The organism is Streptomyces sp. NBC_01506 (assembly GCF_045040295.1).
GTDB lineage: Bacteria > Actinomycetota > Actinomycetes > Streptomycetales > Streptomycetaceae > Streptomyces.
In genome coordinates this window covers 5,976,136-5,993,250 of the sequence record NZ_CP109422.1, presented here as the reverse complement: position 1 = coordinate 5,993,250, position 17,115 = coordinate 5,976,136, and the positions used below count along the sequence as shown (strand labels likewise).

Genomic DNA, 17,115 nt, shown 5'->3' with positions numbered 1-17,115 from the left:
GGATGCAGGCGGCGGCACCTCGTACGCGTACCTCGCTCAACTCGGCCCCCCGGTCGCTCGGTCGCTCGGTCGCTCGGTCGCTCGGACAGGACGGTACCGGGTCAAATCAGTCCGGTACAGGGCCAGTCGGCCATGTCGACGCGCACACGGGACGGGTGGGGACGGGGATGGGGATGTGCGGGATGGGTAGAAGCCGAATACTGCCGAGTACTGCCGAGTACTGACGACAGGGAGCACGTCATCGACCACCCGCACCGGATGGACCCCTCCGGCGGCTGCCCGCACGCCGCCAACGCGCGCCTGCTCGCGCACGGCGCGGTGGCCTCCGTCATCCTGCCCGGCGAGGTCGAGGCCATGGCCGTCATCGGGCACGACGCGCTCAAGGAGTTCCTGGCCCATCCCGATGTCGCGAAGGGCGCCGCGCACTTCACGGCGCTGCGGGAGGGGCGGATCCCCGACGGGTGGCCGCTGAAGACGTTCGCGACCGTGCGGGGCATGACGACGGCGGACGGCGACGACCACCGGCGGCTGCGCTCGCTGGTGAGCAAGGCGTTCACGGCGCGGCGGGTGGAGGCGCTGCGCGGGCGGGTGGAGGAGGTGACGGCGGAGCTGCTGGACAAACTCGCGGCGGGAGACAACAACGCGCCGAACACGGTCGATCTGCGCGAGCACTTCGCGCTGCCGCTCCCGATGAGCGTGATCTGTGAACTGCTCGGTGTGGACGCGGAGTTCCGGGACCGACTGCACCATCTGTCGAACCAGGTCGTCGCCACCGACATCACCCCCGAGGACGCGATGGCCGCCAACCGGGACATCGTGGCCGTCCTGAGCACGGTGGCCGCCTCCCGTACCGCGCGCCCCGGCGAGGACCTGACCAGCGCGCTGATAGCGGCGCGCGACGAGGACGGCGGCCGACTGAGCGGGCATGAACTCATCGGCACCCTGCTGCTGATGATCATCGCGGGGCACGAGACGACGCTGAATCTGATCACCAACGCGGTACGGGCGCTGTGCCGCCACCGCGATCACCTCGAGCTGGTCCGCGGCGGCGGGGCGAGCTGGTCGGACGTGGTCGAGGAGACCCTGCGCTGGGACAGCCCGGTGAGCTTCTTCCCGTTCCGCTACCCGACCCGGGACCTGACGGTGGACGGGACGCTGATCCCGCGGGGCACGCCGGTGCTCGCGGGCTACTCGGCGGCGGGCCGCGACAAGGCGGCGCACGGCGCGGACGCCGACGTATTCGATCTGACGCGGTACGCGCGCCCGGGGCCGGGTCCGGGCTCGGGTCCGGGCTCGGGTCCGGCCACCCGCCATCTCTCGCTCGGGCACGGCGCGCACTTCTGTCTGGGGTCGTCGCTGGCCAGGCTGGAGGCGACGGTCGCGCTGGAGCGGCTGTTCGCCCGCTTCCCGGACCTGGATGTCGCGGTCGCCGACGAGGAACTGCCGCGCCACGCGAGCTTCGTGGGCAACAGCGTGCGGGAGTTGCCGGTTTCACTGTCGGGAAGTTTGGTCCATACCAACGCCTTGACGCCCCCTCCCACCCTCCCTTAAATCAAGTATTGAAATAACTGCGTTCGGCTCTGTGCTCCACCGTCCCATATGTCATGCGCATGCCCCCACGAGAAGTGAAGTGATGACCTGTGCGAACCCCCCTGCGGCGTCGTGTGACGCTGTACGCCCTGGCTCTTCTCTGCTGTACGAGCTTGGCCACCGCGGTGCCCGCCGGAGCGGCGACGCCCTCCCCCGAGCCCCGCGTGAACAGCACCAAGGCGGCCGCGGCCGTGACGTTCGACGAGAACTTCGACGGTCCCGCCGGATCGGCCGTCAACGGCGGCAGATGGCAGATCGAGACCGGCGACAACGTCAACAACCATGAGCGGCAGTACTACACGGCCGGCAGCAACAACGCGGCCCTCGACGGCCAGGGCAATCTCGTCATCACCGCCCGCAAGGACAACCCCGGCAACTACCAGTGCTGGTACGGCCGTTGCGAGTACACCTCCGCCCGGCTCAACACGGCCGGCAAGTTCACCGCGCAGTACGGCCGGGTCGAGGCCCGGATGAAGATCCCGCGCGGCCAGGGCATGTGGCCCGCGTTCTGGATGCTCGGCAACGACATGGGCCAGGTCGGCTGGCCCAACAGCGGCGAGATCGACATCATGGAGAACGTCGGCTTCGAGCCCGGCACCGTCCACGGCACGCTCCACGGCCCCGGCTACTCGGGCTCGGGCGGCATCGGCGCCGGCTACAGCCTTCCCGGCGGCCAGGCGTTCGCCGACGCGTTCCACACCTTCGCGATCGACTGGTCGCCCAACTCCATCCGCTGGTCGGTCGACGGCAACGTCTTCCAGACCCGTACGCCCGCCGATCTCGGTGGCCGCCAGTGGGTGTTCAACAAGCCGTTCTTCCTGATCCTCAATCTGGCCGTCGGCGGCTACTGGCCCGGCGACCCCAACAGCAGCACGCCCTTCCCGAGCACGCTGACCGTCGACTACGTACGGGTCACCACCGACACCGGCGGCGGCACGGGCGGATCGATCACCGGTCTGGGCGGCAAGTGCCTGGACGTGGCGGGGGCAAGTTCCGCCAACGGGACGCCTGTTCAGCTCTACGACTGCAACGGCTCCGGCGCGCAGCAGTGGAGCAGGGGCGCCAACGACTCGCTGCGGGCGCTGGGCAAGTGCCTGGACGTGGCGGGCAACAGCACCGCCGACGGCGCGCAGCTCCAGCTCTGGGACTGCTCCGGCGGAGGCAATCAACGCTGGGCCGTGTCGGGTGCGAACGACGTCGTGAACATCCAGGCGAACAAGTGCATGGACGCGACCGGCAACAGTTCGGCGAACGGGACGCGGGCACAGATCTGGACGTGCTCGGGCGCGGCCAACCAGAAGTGGTCGGTGAACGCGTAGAACGCGTAGTGCGGTGACCGGACGGGCTGCGTTCGCAGCCCGTCCGGCGGCCTCAACGCACGCGTTCGCCGGCGCGCCATACCGCCCAGGTCAGCGGGACCCCCGGCCGGTAGGCGAGATGGACATGGCTCGGGGCGTCGAGCAGGACGAGGTCGGCGCGGGCGCCGGGTGCGAGGCGTCCGACGTCCGTACGGCGCAGAGCGGCGGCGCCGCCCGCCGTGGCCGACCAGATCGCCTCGTCGGGTGTCATCCCCATGTCGCGTACGGCGAGGGCGACGCAGAACGCCATCGACGAGGTGAAGGACGAGCCGGGGTTGCAGTCGGTGGACAGCGCGACGGTGGCGCCCGCGTCCAACAGCCGCCGTGCGTCGGGCCATTGGGCGCGGGTGGAGAACTCGGCGCCGGGCAGCAGCGTCGCGACCGTGCGCGAGTGGGCGAGCGCGTCGACGTCCGCGTCGGTGAGGTGGGTGCAGTGGTCGGCGGACGCGGCGTCCAGCTCCACGGCGAGCTGGACGCCGGGGCCGTACGACAACTGGTTGGCGTGGACGCGTGGTTGGAGGCCCTTCGCCCGGCCGGCGGTGAGGATCGCGCGCGCCTGGTCGCCGTCGAAGGCGCCCTGTTCACAGAAGACGTCGACCCAACGGGCGTACGGGGCACAGGCGTTGAGCATGTCGCCGGTCACGAGGTCGACGTAGGCGGCGGGGTCGTCGGCGAGTTCGGGCGCGACGATGTGGGCGCCGAGGTAGGTGACCTCGTCGGTGTGCCGGGCCGCGACGCGCAGCGCGCGTGCCTCGTCGGCGACGGTGAGGCCGTAGCCGGACTTGGTCTCCTGGGTGGTGGTGCCCTGGCTCAGGGCTTCCGCGAGGTACTTCGCGACGTTGGCGCTCAGCTCGTCGTCGGTGGCGGCGCGGGTCGCGGCGACGGTGGTGCGGATGCCGCCGGCGGAGTAGGGGCGGCCCGACATGCGGGCGTTGAACTCCTGGGTGCGGTCGCCCGCGAAGAGGAGATGGGAGTGGGAGTCGACGAAGCCGGGGACGGCGGCCCGGCCGCCGGCGTCGACCGCGTTGTCAGTGGTGGGTGCTTTGCTTGATTCACCGACCCAGATGACGCGGTCGCCGTCGATGACGACGGCCGCGTCCTGGATCAGACCGATGGGGGAGCCGTCACCGAGGGAGGGGTCGTTGGTGACCAGAGCGGCGATGTTGGTGATGGTGGTGGTACTCGCGGTGGTATTCGCGGTGGTGGTACTCGCGGCGGCGGTGTGGGGCTTGTTCGTGGGCGTCATCCTGGGGTCGCTCTCCTTCAGCCGCGTACGGCCGCGATGGACCGGGCAAGTGCGTCCGGCACGTCGGGGATCAGGGTGTGCGCCCCGTCGCGTACGAGATGGCGGCCGGCCACGACCGTGTGGCGTACGTCCGCCGCTGTCGCGGCGAATACGGCGATCTCCGCGCCCAGTCGCGGCACTTGCCCCACTGTTCTGACGGAGTCCAGGGCGACGGTGAAGAGGTCGGCGAGCGCGCCGCGCTCGATCCGGCCCCCTTCGGGCCTGCCGAGCGCCGCGTGGCCGTCGGCCGTGGCGGCGGTGATGAGCGCGGCGGCCGTCCAGTGACCGCGCAGGCGGGAGCGCAGCCGCTCGTTGAGTTCCAGGGCGCGGGCCTCTTCGAGGATGTCGATGACGGCGTGGCTGTCGCTGCCCAGCGACAGCGGCGAGCCGGCGTGCTGGAGGCGGGCGGCGGGGCCGATGCCGTCGGCGAGGTCGCGTTCCGTGGTGGGGCACATGCAGGTGCCGGTGCGGGTGGAGCCCAGCAGGGCGATGTCCTCGTCGGTGAGGTGCGTGTTGTGGACGCCGGTGGTGCGGGGGCCGAGGACGCCGTGGTCGGCGAGGAGACGGGCGGGGGTGCGGCCGTGGGTGGCGAGGCAGGCGTCGTTCTCGGCGGTCTGTTCGGAGAGATGGACATGGAGCGGGGCCTGCCGGGCCTCGGCCCATTCGGCGACGGTGGACAACTGCTCGGCGGGTACGGCGCGTACGGAATGGATGGCGGCGCCGATCCGCACCTGGTCGTCGTCCTTGGTGTACCGGTCCGCGAGGTCGGACACGCGCTGCGCCCAGGCGTGCGCGGTGCCGTCGGAGAAGCGGACCTGGTGGCGGTCCGGGGGCTTGCCGCCCCGCCGCTTGGAGATTCCGGAGGAGACATAGGCGGTGTCGAGGAGGGTGATGCGGATTCCGGCGTCGCCGGCGGCGGCGATCAGGGCCTCGCCCATCGCGTTGGGATTGTCGTAGGGCGTTCCGCCAGGAGCGTGGTGCAGATAGTGGAATTCGCCGACGGAGGTGATACCGGCCAGCGCCATCTCGGCGTACACGGCGCGGGCGAGCGCGTGGTAGTTGTCCGGGGTGAGCCGGGCGGCGGCCCGGTACATCATCTCGCGCCAGGTCCAGAAGGTCCCGGAGCCGACCTGGACCTTGCCGCGCAGCGCGCGGTGGAAGGCGTGCGAGTGGGTGTTGGCCAGGCCGGGCAGTGTGAGCCCGCGCAGGGCCGTGGCGCCGGGCGGTGGGGTCTCGGCCCCGGTGTGGACGTCGGTGATCCGGCCGTCGGCGACCGTCACGCTCACGCCCGGTTCGACGTGGGTGCCGAGCCAGGCGTGCTCCAGCCAGTATGTGCTCACGTGCACGCCAGCCCTTCCAGTACGTCGGCGAGTGCGAGGACCCCGGCCACGCAGTCGTCCTCGGCCGCGAATTCGGCCGGGGAGTGCGAGACGCCGCTGGGGTTGCGTACGAACAGCATGGCGGTCGGAATGGATCCGGACAAAATACCCGCGTCATGACCGGCGCCCGTGCCGAGCACGGGGAGCCGGCCGCCGAGGATCCTGCCCAGCTCGTCGCGCAGGGCGTGCGCGAATTCCACGACGGGGGTGAAGGACTCCCGGACGACCCGCAGGTCGATGCCCGCGCGCTCGGCGTGCTCGTGGGCCGCCGCCTCGATCGCGGTGACGACGGTGTCCAGGGTGGCCTGGTCGGCGGCGCGGGAGTCGAGCCAGCCGCGTACGAGAGAGGGGATGGCGTTGACGCCGTTGGGTTCGACGGCGATCTTGCCGAAGGTGGCGAGAGCACCGGCGAGTTCCGCCTCGCGGCGGGCGGCGAGGACGGTCTCGGCGTAGCTGAGCATGGGGTCGCGGCGGTCGGCGAGGCGGGTGGTGCCCGCGTGGTTGGCCTCGCCGTGGAAGTCGAAGCGCCAGCGGCCGTGCGGCCAGATGGAGGAGGCGATACCGACCCGGTCACCGGTCAGGTCGAGCGCACGCCCCTGCTCGACGTGCAGCTCGACGAACGCGCCGATCCGGGCGAGGCGTTCGGGGTCGGGCCCGATGGCGTCCGGGTCGTATCCGGCCGCCTCCATGGCGCGCGGCAGCGGGACGCCGTCCCCGTCGCGCAGGGCGTGCGCCCGGTCGACGCCGAGCTGCCCGGCGGTGAGCCGGGAGCCGACACAGGCGAGCCCGAACCGGGCGCCCTCCTCGTCACCGAAGTTGGTGACGGCCACCGGCCGGGTGAACTCCGCTCCCCTGCGGCGCAGTTCGTCCAGCGCGGCGAAGGACGACACGACACCGAGGGGCCCGTCGAAGGCGCCACCGTCGGGCACGGAGTCCAGATGCGACCCGACGACGACGGCGTCCCCGCCGTACGGGTCACCGAGCCACCCCCACTGATTGCCGTTGCGATCGACCTCGTACCGCAGCCCGCGCGCCTCGGCCTGCGCCCGGAACCACCCCCGGCACTCCAGGTCGGCCCCACTCCACGCGTAACGCCGATACCCACGACTGCCGGGATCCCGCCCGATGGGAGCCAGCTCCCGCCACATCTCGTGGAAGGAGACAGCGCCGGGGCCCCCGGCGGGCGCGCCTGCCCCGGCGGGGGCCTCGCCCGAAGCGTCGAAGGGGGCCGGCCCGGAACCGCCACCGGCCGGCGGCGGGGCGCCGCCCGGCGTCCCGCCGCCCGCGCCGGGCCCGGCGGCCGGTCGTGGCGTGGCCGACCCGGCAGGCCCGCCCGACACGCCACCTGGTCTTGGTTCGTTGCCCGCCGGGGGCACGGCCGACCCGGCGGGCGCCCGCGCGCCGACGGGCTCGCCCGGTACTGCGGCGGGCGCTTCACCCGGCAGGTCGATCCGGTCCGGAGTGCCGTCCGGGCCGGAGCCCGCGAGTGGCACGGCCGACCCGGCCGTCTCCTGGGGCCGCACGGCCCGATCCGGCCCGGCGGCCCACTGCGCGCCGCCGTCCGCGGCAGGCCCGGCGGGTGCCGCGCCCGCAGGGCCGCCCCGGCCCGGGGGACGACCCGGGCGCCTGTCCGAACCGTCCGGGCCCGCGGTCGTCGTCATTCGCTCTCCCGCATCGGGATGCGGACATCGCGTCGCGTCGCGGCCGTCTCCGCCGCGTCGTAACCCGCGTCGACGTGGCGGATGACGCCCATCGCCGGGTCGTTCGTCAGGACGCGGCGGATCTTGGCGCCCGCCAGTTCCGTGCCGTCGGCGACCGTCACCTGGCCGGCGTGGATCGAGCGGCCCATGCCGACGCCGCCGCCGTGGTGGATGGAGACCCAGGTGGCGCCGGAGGCGACGTTCACCATGGCGTTCAGCAGCGGCCAGTCGGCGATCGCGTCCGAGCCGTCGAGCATCGCCTCGGTCTCGCGGTACGGGGACGCGACCGAGCCGGCGTCCAGGTGGTCGCGGCCGATGACGACCGGCGCGGCGAGTTCACCGCTCGCGACCATGTCGTTGAAGCGCTCACCGGCCTTGTCGCGCTCGCCGAGGCCCAGCCAGCAGATACGCGCGGGCAGGCCCTGGAACTGGACGCGTTCGCCGGCCATCTTGATCCAGCGGTGCAGGGACGCGTTGTGGGCGGACTCGTCCTCGGGGAACAGCTCCAGGATCGCCTTGTCCGTCTTGTGGATGTCCGACGCCTCACCGGACAGCGCCGCCCAGCGGAACGGCCCCCGGCCTTCGCAGAACAGCGGCCTGATATACGCGGGTACGAACCCGGGGAAGGCGAACGCCCGCTCGTAGCCCGCCAGTTGGGCCTCGCCGCGAATGGAGTTCCCGTAGTCGAAGACCTCGGCGCCCGCGTCCATGAAGCCGACCATCGCCGCCACATGCCGCGCCATGGACTCGCGGGCGCGCAGCGTGAAGTCGGCCGGCTTCTCGGCGGCGTACGACGCCATGTCGTCGAAGTCGACGCCGAGCGGCAGATACGCCAGCGGGTCGTGCGCCGACGTCTGGTCGGTGACGATGTCGATCGGCGCGCCTTCGGCGAGCATCCGGGGCAGCACCTGCGCCGCGTTGCCCAGCAGCCCGATCGACAGCGGCCGGCGCGCGTCACGCGCCTCGGTGGCGAGCTGGAGCGCGTGCTCCAGGGAGTCGGCCCGCACGTCCAGGAAGCGGTGCTCGATACGGCGCTCGATCGCGCGCGGGTCGCAGTCGACACAGATCGCGACGCCGTCGTTCATGGTCACGGCCAGCGGCTGCGCGCCGCCCATCCCGCCGAGCCCGGCGGTGAGCGTGATCGTCCCGGCGAGCGTGCCGCCGAACCGCTTCGCGGCGACGGCGGCGAATGTCTCGTACGTGCCCTGGAGGATGCCCTGCGTGCCGATGTAGATCCAGGAACCGGCGGTCATCTGGCCGTACATGGTCAGGCCGAGCTGTTCCAGCCTGCGGAACTCCTCCCAGTTGGCCCAGTCGCCGACCAGGTTGGAGTTGGCGATCAGTACGCGCGGCGCCCACTCGTGCGTCCGCATCACGCCCACCGGCCGGCCGGACTGGACCAGCATCGTCTCGTCCTGCCTGAGCGTGCGCAGCGTGCGCGTCATCGCGTCGAAGGAGCGCCAGTCCCGCGCCGCCTTGCCGGTGCCGCCGTAGACGACGAGCTGGTCGGGGTGTTCGGCGACCTCGGGGTCGAGGTTGTTCTGGAGCATGCGCAGGGCGGCTTCCTGCTGCCATCCCAGGGCGCTCAGTTCCGTACCGCGCGGTGCCCGTACGGGTCGGGGTCCTGACATGGCGGGTGCCTCCTCCGTCACTGCTCCACTGTTGGCCAAACTATTCACATCCTCTCCGTCTGAATAGAAGTAGTCAACAGTGGAGTAACCGGCGGCCGGATGATTGGCTGACACACATGATCGAGGACACCGGCAGGACCGAGGAAGCAGGACCGGACAGCACCGCCGCCGTCAGGCGCGATCTCGCCGTACGGGCCGCCGTCGAGCAGGGGCTGCTCACCGAGGCCGACCCCGTCGTCGCGCTCCTCGACATCGCGGGCATCCGCGCCTCCGCCGCCGCCCTGCACACCGCGTTCACCGCCGTCACCGCCCCCGGCACCCCGGTGCTGCACGCCTTCGCCGTGAAGGCCGCGCCCCTCGTACCCGTCCTGCGCCTGCTGCACACCGAAGGCGTCGGCGCCGAGGTCGCGAGCCCCGGCGAGCTGGGGATCGCGCGCGCCGCCGGGATCCGCCCCGACCGCACCGTCCTCGACTCCCCCGCCAAGACGCCCGCCGAACTGCGCGAGGCCCTGGCGCTCGGCATCGCCGTCAACGCCGACAACCCGCAGGAACTCACCCGGCTCGACGCGCTCACGCACTCGGCCCCCACCCGCTCCCCCCTCGGGCTACGGGTCAACCCGCAGACCGGCAGCGGCTCCATCGGCGCCCTGTCCACCGCCACGGCGACATCAAAATTCGGTGTCGCGCTGCGCGACGAGGGCGCTCGCGCGTGGGTCGTACGAGCGTTCCTGGACCGGCCCTGGCTGACCCGGCTGCACACCCACTCCGGCTCCCAGGGCGTGCCGCTCGCCCTGATGGCGGAGGGCGTGCGGACCGTGCACGAGCTGGCCGAGGAGATCAACGCGGCGGCCGGCCGGCAACAGATCGACACCATCGACATCGGCGGCGGACTGCCGGTCAACTTCTCCTCCGACGACGAGACCCCCACCCACGCCGAGTACGCCCGGCTGCTCAAGGCCACCGTCCCCGGCCTGTTCGACGGCCGCTACGGGCTCGTCACCGAGTTCGGCCGCTCGCTGCTCGCCAAGCACGGCACGGTGCTGGCCCGCGTCGAGTACGCGAAGTCGGCCGGTGGCCGTCCCATCGCCGTCAGCCACGCGGGCGTGCAGGTCGCCACCCGTACCGTCTACAACCCCGAGTCGTGGCCGCTGCGCATCGCCGCGTACGACGCCGAGGGCCGGCCCAAGAACGGCCCCGACGTCGCCCAGGACATCGCGGGCCCGGCGTGCTTCGCGGGCGACCTTCTGGCCACCGCTCGCCCTCTGCCGCTGCTGGAGCAGGGCGATGTCGTCGCGGCGCTGGACACCGGCGCCTACTACGTCGCCAACCACTACGCGTACAACAGCCTCGCCCGGCCGGGCATTCACGGTTTCCGCGCGGGAACGGACGCGGTGCGGTTCGCCACCGTACGGGCGCCGCAGACCGTCGCGGAGATCGTCGCCGAGTCGGGCGGCGCGCACCCGGACGCGCTCGTACGGGACTGACTGGACCGACTGGACCGACTGGACCGACTGGACCGACTGAACCGACTACCGCACCGAACCGCGGGCAGAACACTCCCCACCACCAATCGGGGGAGGTCATTCGATGCCCGCACCGGACACACCCGCGCTCAAGCGCGCGCTCGGCCCCAAACTGCTGATCCTCTTCGTCATCGGCGACATCCTGGGCACCGGCATCTACGCCACCACCGGCCAGGTCGCGGGCCGGGTCGGCGGCGCGCTGTGGCTGCCGTTCGCGATCGGCTTCGTCGTCGCGATCCTGACGGCCGCCTCGTACGTGGAACTCGTCGGCAAGTACCCGCAGGCCGCCGGCGCCGCGCTCTACACGCAGAAGGCGTTCAAGGTCCCGTTCCTGACCTTCATCATCGCCTTCATGGTGATGTGTTCGGGCCTGTCGTCGGCGAGCGCGGCGGCACGCGCGTTCAGCGGCGACTACCTGGCGGAGTTCACCGACGCCGTGCCGCCCACCCTGGTGGCGATCCTGTTCGTCGTCGCGCTCGCCGCGCTGAATCTGCGCGGCGTCTCGGAGTCGGTGAAGACCAACGTGGTGCTCACCCTGGTCGAGGTGAGCGGTCTGGCGATCGTCCTCGGCATCGGCGCGTACGCCGTCGTGACGGGGGACGGCGAGCCGTCGCGGCTCACCGACTTCGAGGCGAGCGGCACCGGCTTCGCGCTGATGACGGGGGTGCTCGGCGCGACGGCTCTCGCCTTCTTCGCCTTCGTGGGCTTCGAGGACTCGGTCAACATGGCCGAGGAGACCAAGGATCCGGCCCGGACCTTCCCGCGCGCGATCTTCATCGGCGTGGCGGTCACCGGCACCATCTATGTGCTGGTCGCGCTTGTGTCATCGCTCCTGGTGGACCACAAGACACTGGAGGGCTCCAGCGGCCCGCTGCTGGAGGTGGTGAAGGCGGGCGGCGTCGACTTCCCGCCCAGACTCTTCGCCCTGATCGCCCTCTTCGCGGTCACCAACTCCGCGCTGATCAACATCATGATGGCCTCGCGGCTCTGCTACGGGATGGCGAACGAACGCATCCTGCCCAAGGCCATGGGCCGGGTGCTGCCAGCGCGCCGTACGCCCGTCGTCGGCATCGTCTTCGTGTCCCTCCTCGCCATCGGGCTGGTGTCGACCGGCGAGATCCAGGGGCTCGGCGACACGACCGCGTTCCTGCTGCTGTGCGTGTTCTTCGTGGTCAACGTCGCCGCGCTCGTGCTGCGCCGCGACCCGGTCGGGCACCGGCACTTCCGCGCGCCGACGATCGTGCCCGTGCTGGGCGCGATCACCGCGCTGGTCCTGGCCAGTCCGCTCGCGGACCGCGCCGCCGACGTCTACATCCGGGCGGGGGTGCTGCTGGCGATCGGTATCGCGCTGTGGGCGGTCAACAAGCTGGTGCTCAAGGCGCGTTCGCAGGAGCACGCGCGCGACGACCGGCGGTGAGGTGACGCGGGGGGCCGTACCCCCGCGCGCCGCCGACCTTATCCGCGCGGGGCATGTTCCGCCGGAAATTGCCCGAAATCCCTTTCATCGTACGTACGTTGCGTAATCTCGCCGTCACTGTCGCACGACGGCCACGGCCGACGGTGCCTACGCATGAACGGCGGGGAGGGAAATCCGCATGCCCGGAATCGACGCGTGTCTGCACGAGATCATGGCGCTGCCCGGCGCCCGTGGAGCGGCGATCGTCGACTGGACCAGCGGCCTCGCGCTCGGTACGGCGGGCGAGTCACCCGACGGCGACCACGGGACGACCGCGACCGAGACCGCCGAACTGGCGCGGGCCGCCGCGGAGTATCCCGCGTTCGCCTCGGGCGCCGAGCAGTTGGGGCCCGAGGTCGAGGACCTGATCGTCACGACTCGTACCGGCTATCACATCCTGCGTTTCGTCGAGACGGCCTTCGACAGCAGCGTCTTCCTCCATCTGTGGCTCGACCGCGCCACGGGGAATCTCGCGCTCGCCCGGCTGCGGCTGCGACAGCTCGCCGAACGGCTGGTGCTCGCGTGAACGCCGACACGGCGGCTCCTCCCGGCCCCCGCCACTCCCCCGTCTCGCCCATGCTGGTCCGGCTGGCCGACGAACGCGCCACCGGCGCCCTGCTGCGCGACCACGGCACGCTCTATCTCGCCGAAGGCCGCGTCGTACACGCCGAGAGCCCCGCCGCGCCCGGCATCGACATCCTGCTGACCGCGAGCGGCCGGCTGCCGTACGAGGGCTGGCAGCGGGCGGTGGACGAGGCGGGGGCCCGCCGCGAGGTCGGGCGATTCCTCGTGGACAGCGGCCGGATCGGCGGCGGTGAGCTGGAGATCTGCCATCTCGGCGCGCTGTACGACGCCGCGTTCTTCGCGCTGGCGCCGGGCAGCGGCCCCACCCGGTTCCGTTACGGCGTCGCCCACTGGATCGGCCCGGTACGGCCCGTATCGGCGGCGGCCGTCGAACGCGAGACGCTGCGCCGCCGTGAACTCCTCGACCGGGTCTGGCCGTATCCGGCCCTCGACACCGCGCCGGTGGTGCCCCGCACACCCGCGCCGGGCCGGCCGGTCACCCGCCGCCGGCGCGCGCTGCTGGAACTGGCCGACGGTGTACGGACGCCGGCGGCCATCGCCTGGGCCCTGGGCCGCCCCGCGTTCCACACCCTCCTCGAGGTACGGCGACTGGCGGCGGCCGGACTGATCGACACACCTCCCGACCCACCGCCGGGGACCGACCCGACACAGGGGACCCTCTCGACCCACCCGATCCGCCCGGCCCGCCCCACCCTGCCCGCCTGGATCGCCGAGGTCTCGGCCGACCCGGACATCACCCTGCTCCGCCGGCTCCGTGACGCGCTGAAGGCACACCTGTGACACGCGCCCTGTGACCGCGCGGTGAGAGGAGAACACCTGCCCCATGACCACCGGCAGAACACCCGCCCGAACACCCCAGAGACGAAAAGGAAGTGCGACGTTCATGGCCAACACCGAAGCGGCCCTCAAAGAAGCCACCACCTCCATAGAAGGCGCCATCGGTGCCGCCCTCGTGGACTACACGAGCGGCATGGCCCTCGGCACCGTCGGCGGCGGCAAGGAACTCGACCTGACGGTCGCCGCCGCCGGGAACACCGATGTGGTGCGGGCCAAGGTGCGCACCATGGAGATGCTGGGCCTCAAGGACGAGATCGAGGACATCCTGATCACCCTCGGCGGCCAGTACCACCTGATCCGGCTGCTCAAGGGGCGGGGCAACAACGGCCTGTTCCTCTATGTGGCGCTGGACAAGCAGCGGGCGAATCTGGCGATGGCCAGACACCAGCTCAAGAAGATCGAGAACGAACTGGAGGTGTGACGGGAGTCGTCCGCTCCCGCGTGACCACCTTCGCGCGGGGCCGCCGTGCCCCACCGGGCGCGGCGTCCCCGGCCGCCAGGCCGGTCGTACGGAAGCCCTTGACCTTCTTGCCGACGGGGCTGCCGCGCCCGGCCCAGTCGGTCCGGACCCACAGCAGCTCCTCACCCGCGCGTTCGGCACGGCCCAGCAGCAGGGCTTTGAGCCACAGCCCGGCACCGGCGCCCGCGAGGACCGCGCCGCCCGCGACCGGTACGGCGAACGAGACGCCGACCGCCGCGAGGAACCCGCCCACCAGCCACCACGCACGCGACCGCCGCCAGACCCGCACGGTCACCGCGCGGTCCTGGAGATAGTCGAACTTCCCGGCGCGTGAAGCGGCTTTCGCCCAGCCGTCGTACCGCCTGCGCCGTACGAGCGCGACGACCACCACGCTCAGCACGAACAGCACCGCCCCGACGTACAGCCCGACCCAGCGGCCGGTCAGTCCCTCGATCAGCACCCCGGTCGCGGCGGCCAGGACCCCGAGCCACCACATCGGGGCCGCACCGGCCCTTACGATCACCGTCACCCGCGCCAGTGACTGCTGCCCTCCGCGCCCCACGGCCGCCTCCTCTTCACAGAAGTTGTGGCGGGCAGACTAATGCGGTCCCCTGAGCATTTCCTGAGAACGGCGGAGCCGGACGGCTCCGCCGTACGAACTACTCGCCGGAACTCGTCACCGGAACTATTCGACGAACAGGCCCCGGGCGGCGGCCCGTACGTCGAAGTCCTCCAGGCGCGCCTGCGCGTCCGGCAGGTCGTCGCACATCGCCTCCAGCAGCACCCGCCCCAGAAGCATCGGCGCGCACGCCGTGTCGAAGGCGAGCCCCGTGCCGACCGCCGCCGGGATCAGCAGGTCGCTGTGGGCGGCGACGGGCGCGAACGCGGAATCGGCGACCGTGACCACGAAGAGTCCCACCTCGCGCGCGTGGTCCAGCGCCGCCACGACCTCCTTGGGATGGCGCGGCAGCGCGAAGCAGAGCAGCGCGCTCGCGCCGGCGCGCCGCGCGGCGTCGACCCGGTCGGTGAGCATCGTGCCGCCCTCGTCCAGGAGCCGGATGTCGGGGTGGACCTTGGCGGCGAAGTAGGCGAAGCCGGCGGCCTGGGCGGACGCGGCGCGCAGACCGAGGACGGGCAGCGGGGTGGACGCGGCGAGTACGCGGCCGGCCCGCTCGACCGGGCCCGGATCGGCGAGCAGATCGGCGAGTTGGCGCAGATTCTCCAGCTCGGCGTGGACGGCCTGCTGGTACTCGTTGTACTCGGACGCGCCCGCGTCCTGGTCGGCGGGCGCGACGTCCCGCAGATGCCTGCGCAGGGCCGGATAGCCGTCGAAGCCGAGCGCGACGGCGAAGCGCGTCACCGAGGGCTGGCTGACACCGGCGAGTTCCGCCAGCTCGACGCTGGACAGGAACGGCGCGTCCACGGCCCGGCGCACCATGCTGTGCGCGATGCGCCGCTGGGTGGGGGTGAGCCGGTGGCCCTCGAAGAGCTGCTGGAGCCGAGCGGCCGGACTGTCGCTCACGCGATCCCTCTCGTGGTGCCTGTCATGCCGGTGGTGCCTGTGCTACCGGTGACTTTGATCATGCCTGCTCGGCCTGCCGTTCCCGTAACCCTCATGTCGTCCGCCGTGACGGCGAGTTGGTCCAGCAGCCGGGCCGCCGCCGTCACGTCGTCGGTCAGCGGCCGGTCGGCGAACTCCGCCGCCAGCACCGACTCCGCCAGGACGAAGGCTCTGCCGACCGGCAGTTCGGCCTCGGGACGCAGCCCCCGCTGGCGCAACGCCCTTACGGCGGCGACGAGTTCGCACCCGACGACGAGACGGTACGCCTCGCACGCCCGCAGCGTCTGCCGCGCGGCCAGCGAGGCGAAGCTGGCCTGCTCCTCCACGCCACGGGACAGTACCGCGTGGCCGAGCGAGGCCGGCGCCGAGTACGCGCGCAGGTCGCCGAGGGCGGCCCCGGCCGCGTACTCCAGGATCATCACCCCGGAGCTGGCGGGCTCGGCGTCGGCGAGGAAGGGCCGCAGCCGGGTGAAGCCGGGCTCGTTCAGCGCGGAGAGCCGGGAGGTGGACAGCCGCGCGGTCTGGACGACGGCGAGCCGGAAGTGGTCGAGCGCGAGGGCGAGTTGGGCGAGGTAGAAACCGCCGTGGTGGTACGCGGCGGGCGCCAGGTCGTCGTCCGTGCCCGGACAGATCAGCGGGTTCTCGGCGGCTGCGTTGATCTCGACGGCGAGTGCGCTCTCCAGCGCGCCGGCGGCGTCCCGCGCCGGTCCGTGGATCTGCGGGACACAGCGGAAGCCGTACGGGTCCTGGATCCGGCCCAGCGGTGGGGTGGGGCGTTCGGGGGCGCCGAGGATGTGTCGCATCCGGGCGGCGACGGCGTACGAGCCGGGGTGCGGGCGGGCGGCGTGGACCGGTTCGGCGTACGCCTCGTAACTGCCGTCGACGGCGAGCAGCGAGAGCGCGGCGACGAGTTCGGTGGCGGCGATGAGCCGGCCCAACTCGTCCAGCGCGAGGGCGGCCTGACCGAGCGTCAGGGCGTTGCTGCTGATGAGGGCGAGCGCGTCGTTGTTGTCGAGGGGCTGCGCCTCGGGTGGCCGGCCGCCCTGCCAGGGGTGTTCGCCGACGAGGGCGAGGCCCAGTTGGGAGAGGGCGGCGATGTCGCCGGTGCCGACCGAGCCGAACTCGTTGACGACCGGGTGCGCGCCGGCGGTCAGGGCGTCGCAGAGCGCGGTGACGACGGTGGGGCGCAGTCCGGCGCCGCCGGCCAGGAGTTGGTTGGCGCGCACGGCGAGCATGGCGCGGACCTCGCGGGCGGGCAGCGGACGGCCGACGGCGCCCGCGTGGCTGCGCAGCAGGCGCAGTCCGTGGTCGGCGGCGGCGTCGGAGGGAACGGTCTCGGTGCGGTTGGCGCCGACGCCGGTGGAGCGGCCGTAGACCCGGCCGGAGGCGGCGAGTTCGCGCGCGGTGTGCCAGGACTGCTCGACGCGCTTCATGGCGTCGGTGCCGGGCACGGGGCGGGCGGTCCCTTCGGCCAGCCGGACGATGTCGGCGACCGGGAGGCTCTGGCCGTCGAGGATCACGAGGGCGGGGCGTACGGCTACGGCGGTACGGCCGTCAGGCAATGTGTGTCACCTCCTCGGGGCTGCGGGTATCGACAAACTATTCAGTCACCGAGAACTCTGCATGACAATATGCAGTCCGGCAAGAGCTGCCCCTGGCAGGGAGCGCGCGGTGAGGGGCGTGCGGGCGGCTGCCTCCACGGCTGGGGGCGTGGCGGTGGCGGTGGCGGTGGCAACTACGGCGTAGGGGG

General features: G+C 72.2%; 14 protein-coding genes. 7 read left to right on the top strand and 7 right to left on the bottom strand.

Annotated elements, in window-relative coordinates:
- Nucleotides 1–258: 258 nt before the first annotated feature.
- On the top strand, nucleotides 259–1,551 hold the full coding sequence (locus OG329_RS26655) for a cytochrome P450 (RefSeq protein WP_405798694.1): 1,293 nt from the start codon (nucleotides 259–261) through the stop codon (nucleotides 1,549–1,551).
- Nucleotides 1,552–1,640: 89 nt separating this feature from the next.
- Entirely contained in the window at nucleotides 1,641–2,909 is a 1,269-nt protein-coding gene (locus OG329_RS26650; protein ID WP_405798692.1) for a family 16 glycosylhydrolase, read from the top strand.
- 52 nt (nucleotides 2,910–2,961) lie between these two features.
- Here OG329_RS26650 and hutI read toward each other — a convergent pair whose 3' ends face one another.
- From hutI to hutU, 4 genes are all read right to left on the bottom strand, one after another.
- Complete coding sequence (gene hutI, locus OG329_RS26645; protein ID WP_405798691.1) at nucleotides 2,962–4,194, bottom strand: imidazolonepropionase; 1,233 nt, start codon at nucleotides 4,192–4,194, stop codon at nucleotides 2,962–2,964.
- A 17-nt stretch (nucleotides 4,195–4,211) separates the two neighbouring features.
- Entirely contained in the window at nucleotides 4,212–5,579 is a 1,368-nt protein-coding gene (locus OG329_RS26640) for a formimidoylglutamate deiminase (RefSeq protein ID WP_405798690.1), read from the bottom strand.
- Nucleotides 5,570–6,760 (bottom strand): allantoate amidohydrolase, encoded by a 1,191-nt coding sequence (locus OG329_RS26635; protein ID WP_405802027.1) that lies wholly within the window; start codon nucleotides 6,758–6,760, stop codon nucleotides 5,570–5,572. Before OG329_RS26635 ends, OG329_RS26640 begins: the two co-directional genes overlap by 10 nt.
- Nucleotides 6,761–7,269: 509 nt before the next feature.
- Nucleotides 7,270–8,943, bottom strand: a complete 1,674-nt coding sequence (hutU, locus tag OG329_RS26630; protein ID WP_405798688.1) for a urocanate hydratase — start codon at nucleotides 8,941–8,943, stop codon at nucleotides 7,270–7,272.
- A gap of 116 nt (nucleotides 8,944–9,059) precedes the next feature.
- On the opposite strand from hutU, the gene OG329_RS26625 reads away from it, so the two are divergent.
- The 5 genes from OG329_RS26625 (at nucleotide 9,060) to OG329_RS26605 (ending at nucleotide 13,765) form a co-directional block, all read left to right on the top strand.
- Nucleotides 9,060–10,427, top strand: coding sequence for a diaminopimelate decarboxylase (locus tag OG329_RS26625; RefSeq protein WP_405798687.1), 1,368 nt, complete (start codon nucleotides 9,060–9,062; stop codon nucleotides 10,425–10,427).
- Between the two features lie 103 nt (nucleotides 10,428–10,530).
- On the top strand, nucleotides 10,531–11,883 hold the full coding sequence (locus OG329_RS26620; protein ID WP_405798685.1) for an APC family permease: 1,353 nt from the start codon (nucleotides 10,531–10,533) through the stop codon (nucleotides 11,881–11,883).
- Between the two features lie 178 nt (nucleotides 11,884–12,061).
- A complete protein-coding gene (locus OG329_RS26615) occupies nucleotides 12,062–12,448 on the top strand; it encodes a hypothetical protein (RefSeq protein ID WP_405798684.1) in 387 nt (128 codons plus the stop codon).
- A gap of 50 nt (nucleotides 12,449–12,498) precedes the next feature.
- The gene (locus OG329_RS26610) at nucleotides 12,499–13,287 is read left to right on the top strand and encodes a transcriptional regulator (RefSeq protein WP_405802026.1); all 789 of its coding nucleotides are present in this window, start codon (nucleotides 12,499–12,501) and stop codon (nucleotides 13,285–13,287) included.
- Between the two features lie 103 nt (nucleotides 13,288–13,390).
- The gene (locus OG329_RS26605; protein ID WP_405798682.1) at nucleotides 13,391–13,765 is read left to right on the top strand and encodes a hypothetical protein; all 375 of its coding nucleotides are present in this window, start codon (nucleotides 13,391–13,393) and stop codon (nucleotides 13,763–13,765) included.
- Here the strand turns inward: OG329_RS26605 and OG329_RS26600 are convergent.
- The 3 genes from OG329_RS26600 to OG329_RS26590 all read right to left on the bottom strand — a co-directional run bounded on the left by OG329_RS26600 (nucleotide 13,734) and on the right by OG329_RS26590 (nucleotide 16,927).
- A complete protein-coding gene (locus OG329_RS26600) occupies nucleotides 13,734–14,366 on the bottom strand; it encodes a hypothetical protein (protein WP_405798680.1) in 633 nt (210 codons plus the stop codon). The genes OG329_RS26605 and OG329_RS26600 overlap by 32 nt on opposite strands.
- A 123-nt stretch (nucleotides 14,367–14,489) precedes the next feature.
- The gene (locus OG329_RS26595) at nucleotides 14,490–15,326 is read right to left on the bottom strand and encodes a MurR/RpiR family transcriptional regulator (RefSeq protein WP_405798679.1); all 837 of its coding nucleotides are present in this window, start codon (nucleotides 15,324–15,326) and stop codon (nucleotides 14,490–14,492) included.
- Nucleotides 15,323–16,927 (bottom strand): aromatic amino acid ammonia-lyase, encoded by a 1,605-nt coding sequence (locus OG329_RS26590; protein WP_405798677.1) that lies wholly within the window; start codon nucleotides 16,925–16,927, stop codon nucleotides 15,323–15,325. Before OG329_RS26590 ends, OG329_RS26595 begins: the two co-directional genes overlap by 4 nt.
- Nucleotides 16,928–17,115 lie beyond the last annotated feature (188 nt).